General features: G+C 67.4%; 15 protein-coding genes. 9 read left to right on the top strand and 6 right to left on the bottom strand.

The annotated features are described in order from the left end of the window. The first annotated feature begins 38 nt into the window (after window positions 1-38). The 4 genes from ACFVWG_RS38665 to ACFVWG_RS38650 are packed head-to-tail and all read left to right on the top strand — an operon-like array spanning window position 39 to window position 3,971. Window positions 39-791 (top strand): dolichyl-phosphate beta-glucosyltransferase, encoded by a 753-nt coding sequence (locus ACFVWG_RS38665; RefSeq protein ID WP_391548483.1) that lies wholly within the window; start codon window positions 39-41, stop codon window positions 789-791. Next, window positions 788-2,458 (top strand): hypothetical protein, encoded by a 1,671-nt coding sequence (locus ACFVWG_RS38660; RefSeq protein ID WP_391548482.1) that lies wholly within the window; start codon window positions 788-790, stop codon window positions 2,456-2,458. Before ACFVWG_RS38665 ends, ACFVWG_RS38660 begins: the two co-directional genes overlap by 4 nt. 2 nt (window positions 2,459-2,460) lie before the next feature. Beyond that, window positions 2,461-2,979 (top strand): SigE family RNA polymerase sigma factor, encoded by a 519-nt coding sequence (locus ACFVWG_RS38655; RefSeq protein ID WP_391548481.1) that lies wholly within the window; start codon window positions 2,461-2,463, stop codon window positions 2,977-2,979. Continuing rightward, complete coding sequence (locus tag ACFVWG_RS38650; protein WP_391548480.1) at window positions 2,976-3,971, top strand: hypothetical protein; 996 nt, start codon at window positions 2,976-2,978, stop codon at window positions 3,969-3,971. The genes ACFVWG_RS38655 and ACFVWG_RS38650 overlap by 4 nt, the downstream gene beginning before the upstream one ends. Here ACFVWG_RS38650 and ACFVWG_RS38645 read toward each other — a convergent pair whose 3' ends face one another. Further along, window positions 3,972-4,739: an SDR family NAD(P)-dependent oxidoreductase gene (locus tag ACFVWG_RS38645; RefSeq protein ID WP_391548479.1), complete on the bottom strand. Its 768-nt coding sequence runs from the start codon at window positions 4,737-4,739 to the stop codon at window positions 3,972-3,974. Between the two features lie 51 nt (window positions 4,740-4,790). Between ACFVWG_RS38645 and ACFVWG_RS38640 the strand changes: the two genes are divergently transcribed. From ACFVWG_RS38640 to ACFVWG_RS38630, 3 genes are all read left to right on the top strand, one after another. Then, on the top strand, window positions 4,791-5,444 hold the full coding sequence (locus ACFVWG_RS38640; RefSeq protein WP_391548478.1) for a pyrimidine 5'-nucleotidase: 654 nt from the start codon (window positions 4,791-4,793) through the stop codon (window positions 5,442-5,444). A gap of 89 nt (window positions 5,445-5,533) precedes the next feature. Beyond that, on the top strand, window positions 5,534-6,226 hold the full coding sequence (locus ACFVWG_RS38635; protein WP_391548477.1) for a FadR/GntR family transcriptional regulator: 693 nt from the start codon (window positions 5,534-5,536) through the stop codon (window positions 6,224-6,226). 302 nt (window positions 6,227-6,528) lie between these two features. Then, window positions 6,529-8,487 carry a glycosyl hydrolase family 28-related protein gene (locus tag ACFVWG_RS38630; protein ID WP_391548476.1) on the top strand — a complete coding sequence of 653 codons (1,959 nt, stop codon included), beginning with the start codon at window positions 6,529-6,531 and terminating at the stop codon, window positions 8,485-8,487. Between the two features lie 5 nt (window positions 8,488-8,492). Here ACFVWG_RS38630 and ACFVWG_RS38625 read toward each other — a convergent pair whose 3' ends face one another. Then, on the bottom strand, window positions 8,493-8,741 hold the full coding sequence (locus ACFVWG_RS38625; RefSeq protein WP_391548475.1) for a hypothetical protein: 249 nt from the start codon (window positions 8,739-8,741) through the stop codon (window positions 8,493-8,495). Between the two features lie 30 nt (window positions 8,742-8,771). After that, entirely contained in the window at window positions 8,772-10,316 is a 1,545-nt protein-coding gene (locus ACFVWG_RS38620; RefSeq protein ID WP_391548474.1) for an MFS transporter, read from the bottom strand. A gap of 99 nt (window positions 10,317-10,415) precedes the next feature. On the opposite strand from ACFVWG_RS38620, the gene ACFVWG_RS38615 reads away from it, so the two are divergent. Both ACFVWG_RS38615 and ACFVWG_RS38610 read left to right on the top strand, forming a co-directional pair. Beyond that, window positions 10,416-10,847, top strand: a complete 432-nt coding sequence (locus ACFVWG_RS38615) for a MarR family winged helix-turn-helix transcriptional regulator (RefSeq protein ID WP_391548473.1) — start codon at window positions 10,416-10,418, stop codon at window positions 10,845-10,847. A gap of 8 nt (window positions 10,848-10,855) precedes the next feature. Further along, a complete protein-coding gene (locus ACFVWG_RS38610; RefSeq protein WP_391548472.1) occupies window positions 10,856-12,007 on the top strand; it encodes a pyridoxal phosphate-dependent aminotransferase in 1,152 nt (383 codons plus the stop codon). A gap of 434 nt (window positions 12,008-12,441) precedes the next feature. Here the strand turns inward: ACFVWG_RS38610 and ACFVWG_RS38605 are convergent, their stop codons facing one another. From ACFVWG_RS38605 to clpB, 3 genes are read right to left on the bottom strand one after another with little or no spacing between them, the layout of a single operon-like run. Then, window positions 12,442-12,792 (bottom strand): ArsC/Spx/MgsR family protein, encoded by a 351-nt coding sequence (locus tag ACFVWG_RS38605; protein WP_391548471.1) that lies wholly within the window; start codon window positions 12,790-12,792, stop codon window positions 12,442-12,444. After that, a complete protein-coding gene (locus tag ACFVWG_RS38600) occupies window positions 12,792-13,187 on the bottom strand; it encodes a hypothetical protein (RefSeq protein WP_391548470.1) in 396 nt (131 codons plus the stop codon). The genes ACFVWG_RS38605 and ACFVWG_RS38600 overlap by 1 nt, the downstream gene beginning before the upstream one ends. Window positions 13,188-13,216: 29 nt before the next feature. Continuing rightward, window positions 13,217-15,796: an ATP-dependent chaperone ClpB gene (gene clpB / locus ACFVWG_RS38595; protein WP_391548469.1), complete on the bottom strand. Its 2,580-nt coding sequence runs from the start codon at window positions 15,794-15,796 to the stop codon at window positions 13,217-13,219. Window positions 15,797-15,901 lie beyond the last annotated feature (105 nt).

Below are 15,901 nucleotides of genomic sequence, written 5' to 3'. Positions count from 1 at the left end.
CACTCAACCATCGAGAACGTCGCCGGTGTCTGCGTGGTGTGAGAGTTCAGCTGAGCGTGGTGATTCCCGCTTATAACGAGGAGCGGCGGCTTCCGCACACCCTGCGGGCCGTGACCGCCTACCTGGGGACGGTGTGCCCGGACTGGGAGGTCCTGGTCGTCGATGACGGCTCAGCCGACGCCACCGCGCGGACTGTCCAAGCAACCGGGGACGACCGGGTCCGGCTGATCCGCTGGCCGGTCAACCGCGGCAAGGGCCACGCCGTACGGATCGGAATCCTCGCGTCTCGCGGTGAGCGCGTACTGATGTGCGACGCCGACAACGCCACCCCGATCGAGCAACTCGCCGTACTGCAGACCGCACTCGACCGCGGTGCGAGCGCGGCGATCGGATCCCGCGCGCTTCCGGAGTCCGAGCTCTCAGTCCGACAGAGCCGACTGCGGGAGACGTGCGGTCGCCTCGGCAACGCGCTGATCCAGACCTTCGCCGTACCGGGCATTCAGGACACCCAGTGTGGCTTCAAGCTGTACGACGGACCGCGGGCGCGCCTCGTGTTCCAGCTGGCCCGCATCGACGGGTGGTGCTCGGATGCCGAGGTGCTGCATCTGTTCCACCGGCTCGGTCTCGAAGTCGCCGAGGTACCCGTGCGCTGGTTCGACCGCGAGGGCTCGAAGCTGCGGCCGTCCGGCTACCTGTCCGGCCTGGTCGAGCTCGGCCGGATCCGGCGGTACCACCACGGGCTGCCGCCACTGCACCAGCTCCTTCAGCCCGAACTGCTGGGTGCGCCATGACCGTAGTCGAACTGCGGCCCGCTCCCCCGCCGACCCGTCGCCGGGTGGGCCGGTTGACGGCGACATTGGTTGCCCTCGGCTACCTCTGCGCCGCCGTCATCCTGCTGCACGGCATCTGGGCTGATCCGAACGGACGCTACCTCTGGGACAGCGGCCAGGATCAGAACCAATGGCAATGGTTCTTCGACGTCACCGCCCATCAGGTGCTGAACGGCCAGAATCCCTTGTCCACAACGCTGATGAACCACCCGCTCGGCGTCAACCTGATGGCCAACACCGCCATGTTCGGCCTCAGCATCCCGCTCATCCCGGTCACAGTCTGGCTCGGCTCCGGCGTCACCTGGGTACTGATCCTCACGCTCGGACTAGCCGGTACGGCGTACGCGTGGTTCTGGATGTTCTCCCGACGACTGGCCTCGGCTCCGGCCGCCGCCGTCGGCGGACTGTTCTGCGGCTTCGCACCGGCGATGATCTCGCACGCGAACGCACACCCGAACTTCGTCGTCCTCGCGGTGATCCCGCTGCTCCTCCTGCCGCGACCGCCCGGTCGGCGAACCGCGATCATGCTCGGCCTGTTGATCGCGTACCAGATCTTCCTCGGCGAGGAGGTTCTGTTGCTCGCGGCAACCGGCCTGGTTGTCTTCGGTGCGATCTATACCGTCGTCCGGCCGCTGGAGTCGTCCACCTTCGTCCGCCGATATGCGACCACCATCCTGGGTGCGGGTGCGATCACAGTGGCGATCGTCGCACTGCCGCTGGCCTGGCAGTTCTTCGGGCCGCAGAGCTACCACGAGCTCGGACATGGAAGCGCGGGCAACCAGTTGGGCGCGTTCACCGCATTCAACTCCTGGGCGTTGGCCGGCGATCCGGAGACAGCGCAGGCGCTCTCGATCAATCCGACCGAGGAGAACGCGTTCTTCGGCTGGCCGTTACTGCTCCTGATCCTCGGCCTGCTCATTGCCCTGCGCAAGCAACCGAAGGTCCGCGTGCTGGGTATCACCGCACTGATCTTCGCTTGGTTGTCGACCGGCCGATCGATGGACGTGTTCGGCATCGACGTACCCGGCCCCTGGGCGGTCATCCGACACTTGCCGCTCTACGACTCCGTGGTCGAATCACGGCTGACCATGGTCTGCATTCCGATCATCGGCGCCTTACTTGCTCTCGGCATCGATCGGTTCCGGAAGGTCGGTTACGTCCTGGTCGCCGCCGCGTTGCTGCCGATCGTGCCGGTCCCACTGACGGCGATCGATCGCGGTCCGAGTCCGGAGTTCTTCAGCGCCGGGCTCTGGCGGAACTACGTGCGGCCGGGGCGTTCCGTCGTACCGGCGCCGCCGACGAACGGGGCCAACGGGGCGCCGTTGCAGTGGCAGCGGGAGGCCGACTTCGGGTTCACGCTCCCGGACGGGTACTTCGTCGGCCCGCACGGTCCTGAGGGCAAGGGCGGGTACGGCGCGGTGCCGCGTCCCACCTCAACCATGTTCTGGCAGGTGCAGGACGGCGGAGCGTGCGTGATCGCGCCGGCCCAGTTGAGGGCGGATCTGGAGTACTGGAACGCGGATGCGATCGTCGTACAGCCCGGGAACGAGCGGATGCATACTTGTCTGGATGAACTGCTCGGGCGAGGCTCACTCGTCGGCGGCCTGTGGGTCTGGCGGGTGATGTGACCGTGCGCGGACAGGACGAGCAGCAGTACGTCGACTACGTGACGGCGCGTCTTCCGGAGCTGCGCCGACTCGCGGGGTCGCTGTGCAAGGACCGCGACCGGGCCGACGACATCGTTCAGTCGGCGATCACCAAGCTCTACGTGCACTGGCACAAGGCGCGGAGCGCGGACAACCTGGATGCATACGTCCGGACCATCGTCGTCCGCACGTTCCTCAACGAACGCCGCCTGCGCTGGTCGAAGGTCAAACTCACCGACGAACCGATCGAGCGGCCGGCCCCGCGCGGTCGCGAGGTGGAGACGCGGCTAGTCGTTGCCGAGGCTCTCGACCGCATTCCGCCGAAGGTCCGCACTGTCCTTGTCCTGCGATTCCTCTACGACCTGTCCGTTCGCGAGGTCGCGACCACCCTCGGATGTCCGGAGAACACCGTGAAGAGTCATACCGCCCGCGGTCTCACCCTGCTCCGCCGCCAACTCGGGTCCAACCTCGCAGCCTTCGACCGAAAGGAGCAGCGGGCATGAACCAGCAACACGAGGACTACGCCGGTCTCCTGAAGGCCTTGCGCGACGCCCCTGACGAGTCCACCGAGTCGATCAGTATCGACCGCGCGATCCACGACGGCCGCCGTACCGTCCGCCGCCGCCGCGTCCTCGGCGGCCTCGCCGTGGTCGCCGTCGTCGGCGTCGCGTCCACCGCGCGCCCCATCCTCAACGCCTTCCAGGAACCGCCGGTTGCCGGACCGCCGCCGTACGAGCCCTTCGAGATCTGGGGCCGCGAGTTCGACGGCGGTACAGCGGGTGGTTTCCAGCCGTACCAGTACGTCACCGGCCGGCGGTTCCAGATCATCGCACTCGCCCGGACCGACCGCGCCGACCCGACCGATCCGAGCGCGGTCGCCACGCTCTACGCTCCCGGTCTGCAGCCCGCGGTCGCGGTCGGGCCGGCGATCCGGACGCTCGAGCCCATCGAGGGCCGGCCGGTGCACGTCGTCATCGAGGACACGGGTGCCGCGACGATCACCTGGAAGTACGCCGACGACGCGTGGGGGACCGTTGCGGTGTACACCGATCAGACGGATCGGGTGGCGCGCGCGCGACATGTTGCCGAGAGCATCCATCGTCGCAAGAGCCCGGCGCCCTTGAAGGTTCCCTTCACCGTCCCCCGACGACTCTTCGCACCGGACAGCGACGTCGTCCTGGTCCGCGTCCCGTATGTCCGTCCCGGCAAGTACGTCACCTATGAGGTCGCCGTGGCCGATTCCCATCCGTCCGACCCGACCCAGGTCTCCCGGCTACCAGCCGCCGGCATCAACAAACCATTGCCGGACGAGAAGCCCAACACCAAGATCGACGGCCGGCAGGCATTGGTCGACGGCGGACTCAACGCCATGATCTTCGGCGTGGGCAGCGGGTTCGCCGGCCACGCCATGGCCGACTCCCCACTCGACGCGAAGGCGATCGCGGCCGCCGTCACCCTGACCGGCGGTCAGGGGACCGACCATCCGTTGCGCTGACTACGGGCGGCGGCGCCCGTCCAGCCCGACCGTGGAGACCCGCGCGATCAGCGTGCGCGGGGTGTAGCGCGCCGCGGCGGCCAGCAGCTTGTACCGGCGGCTCGGGATCGAGATCGCCTTGCCCCGCATCAGGTCCTTCCACGCGGCGTCGACCAGATCCTTCGCGTCCAGCCACAGGAACGACGGAATGATCGTCTTGTCCATCCCCATCCGGTCATGGAACTCGGTGTGCACGAACCCCGGGCACAACGCCATCACCGCAACACCCTTGGCGTGCAGCTCGGTCGCCAGCCCCGCCGAGAAGTTCGTCACCCACGACTTGTGCGCGCTGTAACTACCCCGCTGTACGAACCCAGCCACCGACGACACGTTGATCACCGCACCCGACCCACGCTCGATCATCGGCAGCACCGCCGCATGCGTCAGCCGCAACACGACCCGCACCAGCAGATCCAGCTGCTTCTCTTCGGCCTCGACCGGGTTGGCCCAGAACGGCTTCTTCTGACCGAAGCCGGCGTTGTTCACCAACACCTCGATCGGCCCGCTCCGGAACCGCGCCTCCACCCTCGCAAGGTCCTCGGGATCGGTCAGGTCCGCCGCCAGCGACTCACACTCCACGCCGTACTGCTGCGTGACCTCCGCCGCGACCTCCTTCAGCCGCGCCTCGTCCCGCGAAACCAGCACAAGGTCGTACCCCTCACCCGCCAGCTTGTCCGCAAACACCCGGCCAATACCGGCAGTAGGTCCCGTGATGAGCGCAGTCGCCACGTCGTCCTCCCATCGATCCTCGCCCCAGTCTGTCACTACTAATCTGGCCGGGTGCCAATCGCCGCTGACACCTGGATCCTCGACCTCGACAACACCCTCTATCCGCCGAGCACCGGCTTGGCCGACCAGATGAACGCACGCATCCGTGCCTACCTGGCCAAGCTGTTCGACGCCGACGAACCAGAGACCCGACGCCTGCAAGCGGCCCTGGTCGCCGAGCACGGCACCACCCTGCGCGGCCTGATGAACACCCGCGGCATCGATCCGCACGACTACCTCGCGTGGGAACACACCATCGACTACTCCGTCCTGCACGCCGACCCGGCACTGGCCGCCGTACTGGGCGGGCTGCCTGGACGCAAACTCCTCTTCACGAACGGCTCCGCCTATCACGCTGACCAGGCACTGGACCGGCTCGGCCTGACCGGGCTTTTCGACGGCGTCTTTGACATCTTGGCTGGGGAACTCATCCCGAAGCCGTACCCCGAGAGCTACCGGCGCTTCGTCGATCGGTACGCCGTCGCCCCGGAGCGAGCCGTGTTCTGCGACGATCTGGCGGTCAACCTGCGCGTCCCCGAACAGCTCGGAATGGCGACCGTGTGGGTCTCAGGCGATCCGGTGGCTGGGCCCTCGCCGTACGAGGCGCTCGGGCCGCGGCGCTGGCGGGCATGGGACTTGACCGCGTTCCTGCGGGGTGATGTCTGATGACTGCGGGGGTTGGCTCGCATTTTTGGCGGAATTGGGCGATTGTGGGCTTGAATGGTCTGAGGACTTGAGGAACGCGGAGGTGAGCGGTGGCGGCGACTGACACGGCGTTGACGGGGTTGCGGCAGATGATCGCGTCCGGCGCGCTTGGGCCGGGGGCCAAGTTTCCGCCGGAGCCGGAGTTGTGCGATCAGCTGGGCGTGTCGCGGAGTTCGTTGCGCGAGGCGGTGCGGTCGCTGGCGGCGCTCGGGGTGATCGAGTCGCGGCACGGGTCGGGGACGTATGTGTCGGCACTGGATCCGGCGGAGATCATCAGCCGGTTCTCGTTGTCGGTGGAGTTGATCCCGCTTGAGGGGGTGCTCCAACTGCTCGAGGTCCGACGGGTGCTCGAAGCGCATGCGACTGCGTCAGCGGCTGCGCGACAAGACCCTGAGTTGGCAGACCGTCTGGCCGAGATCCTCGACCGTCTGGAAGCAACCACGGACGCCGCCGAGATCCAGCAACTCGACGCCGAGTTCCACGGCGCGATCTGTACGGCGGGGGCCAACCCGACCGTGACCGCGTTGACCGCCGTCATCCGCGGGCGCGGTGGGCACTACCGGATCTTCGAGCCGGGCGTGGAGTTCGACGCGATCAAGCAGACCAGCGATCGCGGCCACCGCGCGATCCTCGCCGCCATCACCCACCGCGACCCCGCCGCGGCCGCCACCGCCGCCTCCGCCCACATCGCCCAGACCGAACTCTGGCTCCGCGCCCTCCGCCCCACCCCCCAACCCAACTAACCCACCTTGAGCACCCCTCAACCACTTCGGCGGCGCAAAAGTGACTGAGCGGTGCACAAAGTCGCCCCTCCACGACTGAGCCGTGCACAAAAGTGCGCCGGCTGCTCCTTGAGCACGGGGTGGTCATCGGCGAGCACCTTGAGCACCCACCAACCATTTCGGCGGGCTAGATATGGCTGGGCGGTGCACAAGGTGGGAGGACGAGGGGCGGGGCGCGGGTTTTTTCGAAATTCTGTCGAGATCTTGCGGTGGAGTGGTCTACTGCATAACCTCCAGGCAGTTCGTCTGGAGGGGATCCGCCAATGTCCCGAACACACCTGCGCGCCCTGGCCGTCGCCCTGACGACGGCCGTGCTCGGCGCGACGCTCACTACTACCGCGACGGCTGCGAACCCGGCACCGCGGATCACTCGCGCCGGGCTCGATCCGGCGTTGGTCGCCGGGCGGGGAGCTACCGTTCCGTTCGTCGAGCAGGAGGCGGAGAACGCCTTCTTCACCGGGGAGCAGATCGGCCCGGGCCGCGAGGCCTACACGCTGCCCGCCGAGGCGTCCGGCCGGACCGCCGTACGGCTGCAATCTCAGCAGTACGTCGAGTTCACGCTGACGCACGCGGCCAACGCATTGACCCTGCGTTACAGCATCCCGGACGCCCCAACCGGCGGCGGGATCCGGGCGCCACTCGACCTGACGGTCAACGGCAAGCACAAGCGCACGTTGACGCTCACGTCGGAGTACTCCTGGCTGTACGCGATGTATCCGTTCTCCAACGACCCGAACGCCGACCCGACCCCCGGCTGGTGGAAGCCCGAGCCTGACCCGGTTGCCAAGCCCTTCCGGCCGAACCACTTCTACGACGAACAGCGCGTGCTGCTGGACCGGACCTACCAGGCCGGCGATCGCGTGAGGTTCGCCGTACCGAAGCACACGAACGCCGCCTGGACCGTGATCGACGTCGCCGACTTCGAGCTCGTGAAGGCGCCGAACCGGCAGCCGGCGCACTCGCTCGACGTACGGCTGTTCGGTGCGGACCCGACCGGCCAGCGTGACGCGGCGCCCGCCATCGACCGCGCCATCGCGACCGCGAAGAAGATCGGCTGGTCGGTGTTCATCCCGGCGGGCACGTTCCAGGTGAACCGGCACATCGTGGTCGACAAGGTCACCATCCGCGGCGCCGGCAACTGGCACACGATCATCAAGGGCAAGGTCCTGCCGCTCGCCGAACCCGCGCCGGACAAGTCCGTTCACAGCGCACCGGGCTTTTACGGCAAGTACGCCGATGCGCGCGGCAGCACGAACGTCCACCTCTCCGACTTCGCGATCGAGAGTGACGTGCGGGAACGGATCGACACCGACCAGGTCAACGGGATCGGCGGAGCGATCGGCGGCGGTTCGACGATCGAGAACCTCTACCTGCACCACACCAAGGTCGGCATCTGGCTCGACGGCCCGATGGACGGCCTGCTGATCCGCAACAACGTCATCACCGACGCGGTCGCCGACGGCATGAACCTGCACCTCGGCGTCTCTAACGTTCGCGCCACCAACAACTTCGTCCGCAACAGCGGTGACGACGGCCTCGCGATGTGGTCCGAGTCCAACGCCCAGAACCTCGCCAACCACGACAACGTCTACGACCACAACACCGTCCAGACCCCCGTACTGGCGAACAACATCGCCATCTACGGCGGCAAGGACAACGCGGTCACCGACAACCTGGTCGCGGACCCGATCCGCGAGGGCAGCACACTGCACGCCGGATCACGCTTCAACGCGACACCGTTCGAGGGCAAGCTCACCTTCGCCCGCAACACAACGGTCCGCGGTGGACCCCGCGATCTGAACTGGAACATCGGGCTGGGCGCGATCTGGTTGTACGCCCTGCAGTCCACGATGGACGCCGACCTGCAGATCACCGACAGTTCGTTCCTGGACTCGACGTACAACGCGATGATGTTCGTCGTCGACTGGCCGGTGAAGGACACCTACGCGATCAATAACGTTGCCGTCCGCAACATCAAGGTCGACGGCACCGGCACCGGCGTCTTCAACGCACGGGTCGGCGGCTTCGCCTCCTTCGAGAACGTCGACGCCCGCAACGTCGGGGCCCCGTTCGTCAACAACTGCGGCACCTTCCACTTCGACGGTCCGCCCGAGTTCGACGTACGGCTGCTGACCGGCAACGACGGCAATTGGTACGGCGCAACCTGGTGCGAGGACCGGCCTACCGTCGTACCGCCGCCGGCTCCGTCGCCCTGGAACTAAGCGAACTAAGACAGCACGATGATGACCTGACTGTTGGAATCACGGCCGTCGAAGCTGGTGACCGAGACGGTGACGTTGGCACCCGCCACCACCGCATCCGGTAGGACAGCGTTGATCTGGGTCGGAGACTCGTACCACCACGAGCCTCCGGCCCGGATCGCGGTGAACTTGCCGTTCTGCTTGATCCAGACGACATTGCCGGCGCTAGAGAAGTTCGCACCGAAGATCGAGATCACGTCGTGGCGATGGATCACCGGCTTGAAGGTCTGTGCATGGCCCAGACCCTAGGGGCGTACCGGTTCAGCCACCTGCTCTTCCGATGCGGGCGCGCTCGGGCTTCGGCGAGAGCCGAAGGCAAGGATCAGGACGACCGCTCCCGCCAGCGTGAAGCCCGCAGCAACCAGCGCGGCCGTGTGCATCGCGTGGATGAACGCGTCGTTCGCGAGCGGCACCAACTGCGGACGTCCGGACGCGACCGCGAAGTGCCGGGTGGCCTCGGCGGATTCGCCCACCGCGTCGGGCAATCCGACCACGGACGGCGCGATCGCGTGCTGGTACGTCGACGAGACGATCGTGCCGATCACGGCGACGCCGAGGACGCTGCCGACCTGCCGGATCGCGTTGCTGACCGCGGATCCGGCACCGATCCGGTCCATCGGAAGGGTCGCGACCACGCCCGCGGTGGTCGGCGCGACGGCAGCCCCGATCGCGAGACCGGCAGTCGCACCGACGATGCAGAACCACACCAACGAGGTGTCGACGGTGTAGGTCAGGTTCAGGATGAGACAGAGCGTGAACGCGGCCAACGCCGTACCGGAGATGCGGGCGATCCCGAACCGGGCGGCCAGCCGGGCACCGAGTGGCGAACCCAGTACGACGCCTGTTGCCCCAGGCAACGTTAGTAGCCCGGCATGGAGTGGGCTGAAGCCGCGGGAGCCTTGCAGATAGAAGGTTTGATAGAACGCCTGGCCGGTGATGGTCAGGAACAGCGCGCCAAGGGCGACGTTTCCCGCCGCGAAGTGGCGGTTACGGAACAGGCGGGGATCGAAGCTCGGGTCGTGTTCACGCGCCTCGGAGTACAGGAAGGCTGCGATCAGGACGAGGCCGGCCGCGATACTCGCCCAGACCTGCCAGCGACTCCAGCCGCCTTGGTGACCGCCTTCGATCAGGCCGTAGGACAGCCCCAGCAGACCGAGCGTGGACAGTCCGAGACCGAGGGGGTCGAGGCGGCGGCGTTGCGGGCTGCGTGGGTTCGGTAGGACGAGGGCGGCGCCGACGAGCGCGATGGCGACCAGCGGCAGATTGATGAGGAAGACCGAACCCCACCAGAAGCGACTAAGCAACAGACCGCCGAGTACGGGACCGGCCGCGACGCCGACCCCGGCTGCGGACGACCAGACGGCGATGGCGCCTGCTCGCCGTTCGGGGGCGAAAGTGCTGCCGAGGATGGCCATCGAGGTCGGCATGATCAGTGCGCCGCCAAGACCCATGGTGGCTCGGGCGAGAACCAGCATGGTCGGTCCGGTCGCCCAGGCGGCCCACGCCGACGAGGCGCCGAAGACAACCAGGCCGATCATCAGCACGGTCCGGTGACCGTAGCGGTCGCCGAGCGCGCCGGCGGCGAAGAGTGCGGTCGCGAAGAGCAGCGAGTAGATCCCGATCGCCCACTGGAGCTGACCGGGCGTCGCGCCGAGCCCGTCAACGGGGTCGGCGAGGCGTTCGAGGGCGATGCCGAGGACCGTCGAGTCGATCCAGATGAGCAAGGCAGAGAGGACGAGAACGGCGAGCACCCGGCCGGGACGGGTGGGGAGTGGCGGTTGGGACACCATGTCTCCTATGATTGACAGGACCCTGACGAGGTTTCAGTCTGCGGTGATTGACAGGTTCCTGTCAATCACTTTTCGACGACGCTTGGCAGAATGAGGCGTATGAGTGGACCGGACGACAGCTTCGGTGTGACGTTTCTGGTGCGGCACGCCTGGCTCTCCATGCGCTCGGCCGTCGCCGTCGCGCTGGCCGAGCACGGTCTGTCCGTGCAGCAGTACGGCGCCCTGATGGTGCTGACCCATCACCCCGGCTTCACCGTCGCCGACGTCGGCCGCATGGTCGGTACGGCGCGACAGTCCGCCAACGAGTTGATCACCGGGCTGGAGAAGGCCGGACTGGCCGAACGCCGCCCGAATCCGCAGGACCGTCGTACCCAGCAGGTGTTCCTCACCCCAGCCGGCAAACACCGCCTCGCCACGGCGGCCCCCGCCGTACTGGAGGTCGAGGCCGAACTGGAGGCCTCCTTCGCGGCATCGGATCGCGCCACGGCCCGCGACTGGCTCGCCCAGATGGTGCGCAACGCCAACAGTTAAGGTCAGGTATGCGCGGACACGCTGAGCGGTTGAACGGGCTGGGCACCACGATCTTCGCCGAGATGTCGGCCCTCGCGGTCGCGACCGGGTCGGTCAACCTCGGGCAGGGGTTCCCCGATACCGACGGTCCCGACTCGCTGCTCGAGGACGCGATCGCCGCGATCCGCGCCGGCGCGAACCAGTACCCGCCCGGCCGGGGCATCCCCGCGCTGCGGCAGGCGATCGTCGACCACCAGAAGCGGTTCTACGACCTGTCGTACGACCCGGACACCCAGGTGCTGGTCACCACCGGCGCCACCGAGGCGATCGCCGCCGCGCTACTCGCCTTCGTCGAACCCGGTGACGAGGTGATCGCCCTCGAGCCGTACTACGACTCGTACGCCGCCGGCATCGCCTTCGCCGGTGGTCGGCGGGTTCCCGTGACGCTGCGCGCACCGTCGTACCGGCTCGACCTCGACGAGCTTCGCGCCGCCGTCACCCCGCGCACCAAGGTGCTGCTGATCAACACCCCGCACAACCCGACCGGCACCGTCCTCACCGACGTCGAGCTTCGCGGGATCCGGGACCTGGCCGTCGAACACGACCTCGTCGTCATCACCGACGAGGTCTACGAACACCTCGTGTACGACGACTTCCGGCACATCCCGTTGGCGACGTACGACGGCATGGCCGACCGCACGGTATCCATCGGCAGCGCCGGCAAGACCTTCTCCGTCACCGGCTGGAAGATCGGCTGGGTCACCGGCTCCCCCGACGTGGTCACGGCGGTCACCACCGCCAAGCAGTTCCTCACCTACGTCTCCGGCTCGCCCTTCCAACCGGCCGTCGCCAATGCGCTTGCCCTAGGCAACGAATACTTCGACGAGGTCCGCGCCACCCTGCAGTCCCGCCGCGACCTCCTCGCCGACGGCCTCGCCGACCTCGGCTTCGAGGTCCACCGCCCCGCCGGCACCTACTTCATCACCACCGACATCCGCCCCCTCGGCCACACCGACGGCATCGACTTCTGCCGCCTCCTCCCCGAACGCACCGGCGTCGTCGCCATCCCCACCCAAGTCTTCTACGACAACAAGGACTTCGGCCGCCCCCTGGTCCGCTGGGCCTTCTGCAAAAAAGAAGCCCTGCTCCAAGAAGCCCTGACCCGCCTCCAAAAGCTCTGACGCCGAAACGCTTGCGACAGCCCTCACGTTCTGTGTAATACTGGTGTCAGCTCGCCACGCGCTGCTTGGTGAGAAGTGAAGCTGGGATTCCCTCCGGATGAAGGGGCCCAGCTTTCGCGTTTTCAGCGGACAGTCTCTTGGTGAACGATGGCTACCTCGGACATCGCGACGAGCCACCTCGGGTCCCCCAGATGCGCCGCAGTAGCGGCGCCGGCGACAACATCCGGTAACCAGAGCATCGGCTCCTGCATCGGCCGACCAAAGCTGACAACCGTGCCGCCGTACCCGCCTAGTCCCGCCCCGCCCCGCAATTTGAGGGGATAACCCCTGATGTCGCCGGTTCTCCCGCCAAAATTCGAGGGGAGAACCAGCACATTCAGCAGATATCCCCTCCAATGCCCGACGACGGGGAGGCGAGCGCCGGCACCGGGGATTCAGGGCAGGAAGCGGGCCAGGGTCTCCGGATCCCGTACGACGGCTGTGGTGTGATCGTCGGCGGTCAGGATGGGGCGTTGGATGAGGATCGGGTGGGCGACCATCGCGGCGATCCAGTCGGGGCGGTGGGTGTCGTCGCGGGGTAGGTCGGCCAGCGCCGCGGCTTCGGGTTCGTTGTGGCGTACGACGTGCCACGGGTCGAGGTTGAGGCGAGTCAGTACGGCGTCCAGTTCGGCGGCTGTGGGTGGGTCGTCGAGGTAGCGGCGGACGGTGTACGAGACGCCGGCCTCATCCAGGGCGTCGGTGGCCGCGCGGCATTTGGAGCAGGCGGGGTTGATCCAGATCTCCATCAGCGGCGGAACCAGCGTTTGGTGGGTTTTTGGAGCATGAGGACGAGGAGGGCTCCGTGGATCGCCAGGCCTACCAGGCCGGTGGGGAGCGAGAGCAGGCCGCCGAGGATGCCGAGGACGGCTACCGCGATGATCAGGTAGCGGGCCCACGGGCGGCCGCGGCGCAGGTAGAGGGCCGGAAGGATGTAGAGCACCGCGCCGACCCAGGCGACCACGACCACGACGGCCGATGAACCCTTCGAGCCGATGACGATCTCGGAGATCTGGTCACCGGCCGAGGTGAGGGCCATCAGGCCGAGCAAGGCGTAGAGAACACCGAAGCCGAGTACCACGATGGTCGCCACCGTCACTTGACGTGGCGGCCCGTTCTCTTCGTAGTACTCGGCCCCGAACACTCCCCGATCTTTGCAGACCGGGCAAGGACTCAGGCGGTGACTTCCAGCGCGTCCTTCGACTCGTTCAGCGTCACCCGGACGGTTTCGCCGTCGCGGATGCTGCCGTTCAGCAGGCCGCGGGCGAGTTCGTCGCCGATCGCGGACTGCACCAGGCGACGCAGCGGACGGGCGCCGTACACCGGGTCGTACCCGGTCAGAGCCAGCCACTCCATCGCACCTTCGTCAACGTTCAACGTGATCCGGCGGTCGGTCAGGCGGCGCTGGAGGGCGCTGATCTGGAGCGCGACGATCTTCGTCAGCTCCTCACTGCCGAGCGCGTCGAACAGGACGATCTCGTCGAGCCGGTTGATGAACTCCGGCTTGAACGACTGCCGCACCACGGCCATCACCTGGTCGCGCTTGACCTTCTCGTCCAGCGACATGTCGGCCAGGTACGACGACCCCAGGTTGCTGGTCAGGATCAGGATCACGTTGCGGAAGTCGACCGTGCGGCCCTGACCGTCGGTCAGCCGGCCGTCGTCGAGCACCTGCAGCAGGATGTCGAAGACCTCCGGGTGCGCCTTCTCGACCTCGTCGAGCAGGATCACCGCGTACGGACGCCGCCGTACCGCCTCAGTCAGTTGACCGCCCTCTTCGTAGCCGACGTAGCCGGGAGGTGCACCGACGAGCCGCGAGACGCTGTGCTTCTCGCTGTACTCGGACATGTCGATGCGAACCATCGCCCGCTCGTCGTCGAACAGGAAGTCGGCCAAAGCCTTCGCCAGCTCCGTCTTGCCGACACCGGTCGGCCCGAGGAACAGGAACGAACCAGTCGGCCGGTCGGGGTCGGAGATGCCGGCCCGCGCCCGCCGTACGGCGTCACTGACCGCCTTCACGGCTTCCTTCTGACCGATCAGGCGGTGGCCGAGCTCATCCTCCATCCGGAGCAGCTTGCCGGTCTCACCTTCGAGCAGCCGGCCGGTCGGGATCCCGGTCCACATCGCGATCACCTCGGCGATCTCGGTGGGTCCGACCTCCTCGCCGACCATCGCCTCCGGACCATCGATCACGGCAGGTTCCGCGTCGGCCTCCTCGAGCTCCTTGGTCAGCTCGGGGATCTCGCCGTACAGGATCCGGGCCGCGGTCCCGAGGTCGCCGTCGCGTTGGGCGCGCTCGGCCTGGCCGCGCAGCTCGTCGATCCGCTCCTTGATCTCACCGACCCGGTTCAGGCCGGACTTCTCCCGCTCCCAGCGCGCTTCGAGCGCTCGCAACTCTTCCTCGCGGTCGGCGAGGTCGGCGCGCAGCCGCTCCAGCCGCTCCTGCGACGAGGCGTCCTCCTCGCGGGAGAGCGCGAGCTCCTCCATCTTCAACCGGTCGACGGTACGGCGCAGTGAGTCGATCTCGACCGGGGACGAGTCGATCTCCATCCGCAGCCGCGAAGCAGCCTCGTCGACCAGGTCAATGGCCTTGTCGGGCAGCTGGCGACCGCTGATGTAGCGGCTCGACAGCGTCGCGGCCGCAACCAGCGCGCTGTCGGAGATGGCCACCTTGTGGTGTGCCTCGTACCGCTCCTTCAGCCCACGCAGGATCGCGATCGAGTCCTCGACCGACGGCTCACCGACGAAGACCTGCTGGAACCGACGCTCCAGCGCCGGGTCCTTCTCGATCCGCGTCCGGTACTCGTCGAGCGTGGTGGCACCGATCATCCGGAGCTCACCGCGCGCCAGCATCGGCTTCAGCATGTTGCCGGCGTCCATCGCACCCTCACCGGACGCACCGGCGCCGACGACGGTGTGCAGCTCGTCGATGAAGGTGATGACCTGACCGTCGGATTCCTTGATCTCGGTCAGCACCGCCTTCAACCGCTCCTCGAACTCACCGCGGTACTTCGCACCCGCGACCATCGCCCCGAGGTCGAGACTGATCAGCCGCCGGCCACGCAGCGACTCGGGCACGTCACCGGCCACGATCCGCTGGGCCAGCCCCTCGACGACGGCGGTCTTGCCGACGCCGGGCTCACCGATCAGCACCGGGTTGTTCTTCGTACGGCGCGACAGCACCTGTACGACGCGCCGGATCTCGGAATCACGCCCGATCACCGGGTCAAGCTTTCCATCGCGAGCACGCTCGGTCAGGTCGACGCCGTACTTCTCCAGCGTCTTGGTGGTGCCCTCAGCCTCCGGCGAAGTGATCCGCCGGTTGCCGCGCATCTGGTCGAACGCCTGCAGCAGCGCCTCCGGGGTCACCCCGAGCGCCGTCTTGGCAGGCCCGTCGACAGTCGCCAGCGCGATCAGCAGGTGCTCGGTGGAGACAAACTCGTCCCCGAGCCCGAGGGCCCGCTGCTCAGCCTGGTTCAGCACCTCACCGGTCTTCGGTGACAGGCTCGGCGCCTGCACGCTTCCCCCGCTCGCCTTCGGCAGGCGGGCAACCTGCTCGGCAACCCGACCCCGTACGGCGTCCGCCGAGCCGCCGGCGGCCTCGAGCAGACCGATCGTGGTCCCCTCGGGCTGCGCGAACAGCGCGGACAGCAGGTGAATCGGTTCCACGGTCGGGTTGCCCGCCGCGGAGGTCTGACGGATGGCGACCGACAGCGTTTCGCGGGCCAGCGTCGTCAACCGCTGAACATCCATGGAGTTCCAGCCTTTCACAGTTCAGACAACAACAGTCTCTAGGTACAACCTAACCAAAGTTGAGTCCATTCCACTCAACTCTACAAATTTCCAGGGTCGGCTCAG

It is taken from the genome of Kribbella sp. NPDC058245 (assembly GCF_042882005.1).
In the GTDB taxonomy this organism is placed as follows: domain Bacteria; phylum Actinomycetota; class Actinomycetes; order Propionibacteriales; family Kribbellaceae; genus Kribbella.
The sequence above is the reverse complement of the archived record's forward strand: the minus strand, read 5'-3'. Positions and strand labels throughout refer to the sequence as shown.